The 3,267-nt window shown below is 70.6% G+C and carries 1 protein-coding gene and 2 pseudogenes; 1 reads left to right on the forward strand and 2 read right to left on the reverse strand.

Annotation, left to right across the window (positions count from 1 at the left end):
* Both WBA11_RS18305 and WBA11_RS18310 read right to left on the reverse strand, forming a co-directional pair.
* Positions 1–934 (reverse strand): annotated as a pseudogene (locus WBA11_RS18305) (hypothetical protein); the annotation flags it as partial.
* A gap of 3 nt (positions 935–937) precedes the next feature.
* A complete protein-coding gene (locus tag WBA11_RS18310; RefSeq protein WP_424522073.1) occupies positions 938–1,594 on the reverse strand; it encodes a hypothetical protein in 657 nt (218 codons plus the stop codon).
* Positions 1,595–1,717: 123 nt separating this feature from the next.
* On the opposite strand from WBA11_RS18310, the pseudogene WBA11_RS18315 reads away from it, so the two are divergent.
* A pseudogene (locus tag WBA11_RS18315) lies at positions 1,718–3,267 on the forward strand (hypothetical protein); the annotation flags it as partial.

The raw sequence follows: 3,267 nt of genomic DNA on the forward strand, positions 1-3,267 counted from the left end.
CGAGCAGGTCGCTTGCCGATCCGTCACCCTGGGGGGACGGATGGAACGGCGCCGGCTGGGAGGCCGGGGCGTCGAAGGCGGTGTCCTGGACCGTCGGGTCGTGGACTACAGGCGACGGCTCGTCGGCAGCGTCCGCCAGGGAGCTCTCGTCGGCGGTCGTCTCAACAGAAGACGGGGCGGGCTCGGGTGCGGCAGGAGCCGGTACCTCGGCAGGAGCCGGTGCCTCGGCAGGAACCGGTGCCTCGGCCACGGGCGTGTCCTTGAGGGCGGAGGACGGAGCGGGAATGTCGAGCGAGACGTCCTCGAACGACGCGTCCTCAAAGGTGACCTCGGAGAAGAGGGACTCGACCGGAGCGGCGACCGGTTGGGGCGGCTCGGCCATGACCTGGGCGTGCGCTTCGGGAGTGACCGGGGTCTCGCGTGCCTCGTGGACCGAGGAGTCGGCCTCGAGGGCGGGCGACGTCTCGTGCTCGTGCTCGAAAGGCTCATACTCGGCGACGGTGGGCTCGTCCTCGACGTGCTCGGGCGAGTGGGCCTCGAGGGCGAGAGACGGGGGAGGGGCGAGCTCGCCGCCGGTCTGGATCGAGGCCAGGCGGTCGTGGATCTCCGCGATCTCCGCGTCTCGGCGCTGCGACTCGTGGCGCATCTCGCTCTGGAGCACCTGGACCTGGGCCTGCTGCGTGTCGACGGTCTGGCGGACGCCGTCGAGCTTCTGGGACAGCACCATCCGCTGGGTCTCGCCTTGGAGGCGTTGCTCGGCCAGGGCGTTCTCGATCTGCGTGCCGATCGCTCGGACCTCGCCGGCCAGCGGCTCCGACACGGGGCCACCGCGTCCTGAGGCCGCTTGCGCGCGGTCCCTCAAGAAAAAGAAGATCGTCGCTCCGCCGGTGGCGAAGGCGAGGAACACGAAGAGGGCGATGGTTAAGTAGGACATCGACTAGTCAGGGATGACCATGAGTGCATGAGGACCGGTTCCGGTTCCGACGTCGAGCCGACCGGTGGCGACCGCGTCCTCGAACAGACTTTTCAAGAGCTCGCCTCTCGCAGCGGCAAGCTCCGGGTCGGGAGCCGTGACGGCGATGCGGAAGGACTCGGGGTTCCAGACGAACCGGCTCGTCATGCGGTAGACGTAGGACCGAAGCGTCGGCTCCAGTCGCGCGCTGTTTCGGCTGAACCCGTGCTGGACGGCGTCGAGCAGAAACCCGAGCTCGGTTTCGAGCGGGGAGTCGCTGGCGCCCTCCAAGCGGGTCAGAAGATCGACCGGGATGGGGGAGGGGTCGGCCGGGAAGTTCGCGACAGACGGCGGGCTTAAGGGCGCAGACGTGGCCGTGGCCGCAATGGGTGCGACCGGATCCGGAGCGGCGGTGGCGTCGGATTCGACGGCCTCGAGGTCGACGGCGCTCGGTGCGGAGGCCCGGGCGTCGGACAGGGCGACCAGGAGCGCGGCGCCCAGGAGGAGGGACGTGAGCACCAGCACGCCGATCACGACCGGCAACGTCCCGGCCGGAGGCGGCCAGCCGCCGCGCCGCCGCGCCGACGGACGGTCGCCGGCCGGGGGGAAGGAAATCGAATCGGGTAGGTCGGTAACGGCCACGGGGGCAAACGGGCTCTGGAGAGAGCTGGGGGATTCTCCTAGGTGCTAGGCAAGGCCCGTGCCGAGAGCCCTCGCCCTCTGTCATCGGCCGCTGGGCGGGTATCTTGAGGGAAACGACACGATGTGATCCGGTCTTTTTTCCTGCTCGCCGCCGTTGGTGCCGCGTACGGCTTGGCCGCGTGCGGCGACACGCCTCCGGTCGTCCTCGAGGACGACGCCTGGACGTACGTCGGCGACGCGTCGTGCCAGCAGTGCCACGCGGACCTCGCGACGAGCTATGCCCAGACCGGAATGGGCCGCTCGGTGTCCCTGTTCGACCTCGAGGCCGCGCCCGAGGCCTTCGGCCCGGACGGAACGGGTCCTACGGTATGTGCCGCCGACGGGTACTGCTACCAGCCGTTCGTCCGGGGCGACACCTTGTACCAGCGCGAGACGCGGCCGGACACGCCGGGCTGGGAGCGGACGCACGCGGCGAGCCACGTGATCGGCTCGGGCCACGCGACGCGGTCGTACCTGATGGAGGCGGGCGGCCCCCTCGAGGACGAGGCGGACCTCGAGGGATCGTACCTGACTGAGATGCCGCTGACGTGGTACGTCGACCGGGAGATCTGGGACCTGAGCCCGGGCTATTCCCAGATCAACCAGCGCTTCGACCGGCCGATCACCCTCGACTGCCTGACGTGCCACAACGGGCGACCCGGTCACGACACGAGCCAGAACTTTTTCACGGACGTCCCGCTCGGGATCACCTGCGAGCGGTGTCACGGTCCGGGCTCGGCCCACGTCTCGGCCTTCGAGGCCGGCGGCGCGCCGAGCTCCACGCGCATCGTCAACCCCGCCAACCTGCCGACCGACCTCCAACTCGACGTCTGCCAGCAGTGCCACCTGACCGGCGAGACCGTCTACGCGCCGGGCCACGACGCCACGACGTACCGGCCCGGCCGACCGCTCTCGGCGCACCGCTCGGTCTACGTCACCCAGGCGTCCATCGAGGACCCCGACGACTTCGGGATCTCGAGCCACGCCGAGCGCATGATGCGGAGCGCGTGCTACGAGGAGAGCCTGGGCACGGACCGGCCCCTGACGTGCACGTCGTGTCACGACCCCCACGTCGCGACGGCCTCGCTCCCGGCCGACCACTTTAACCAGTCGTGCGCGACGTGCCACGGCGACGACGGCCACCTCGACGCGTGCTCGCGCCCGGACACGTCCGGCTTGGTGGACGCGATGACGGGCGACTGCGTGAGCTGCCACATGCGGACGGGCGGGACCTCGGACATCCCCCACGTCTCGTTCACCGACCACTGGATCCGCCGCGACCCGCCGCCCTCGACCGAAGGCGTCACCGACGGCGCCGACCTCCGCCGCGAGACGCCGTTCCGGCTCGTCAACCTGGTGACGCAGGGCGACGTCCCGCCCTCGAGGGCGGAAGCGGACGTGACGTTGGCGCTCGCGACCTTGATGCTGTACGAGACGCGCCACCGTCTGCCGGACTATCTGCCTGAGATCGCCGCCCGCCTGCGGAGCGCTCTTGCGGCCGGCGTCGAGCGGACCGACGCACGGGTCGGCCTGGGGCGGGCGCTCTACGAGCAGGACTCGCTCGCGGCGGCGCAGCGCGTCCTCGAGGACGCCGTCACGCGCGATGCCGAGGCGCCCTACGCGTGGTTCTGGCT

Source organism: Rubrivirga sp. (assembly GCF_049648075.1).
Lineage (GTDB): Bacteria > Bacteroidota > Rhodothermia > Rhodothermales > Rubricoccaceae > Rubrivirga.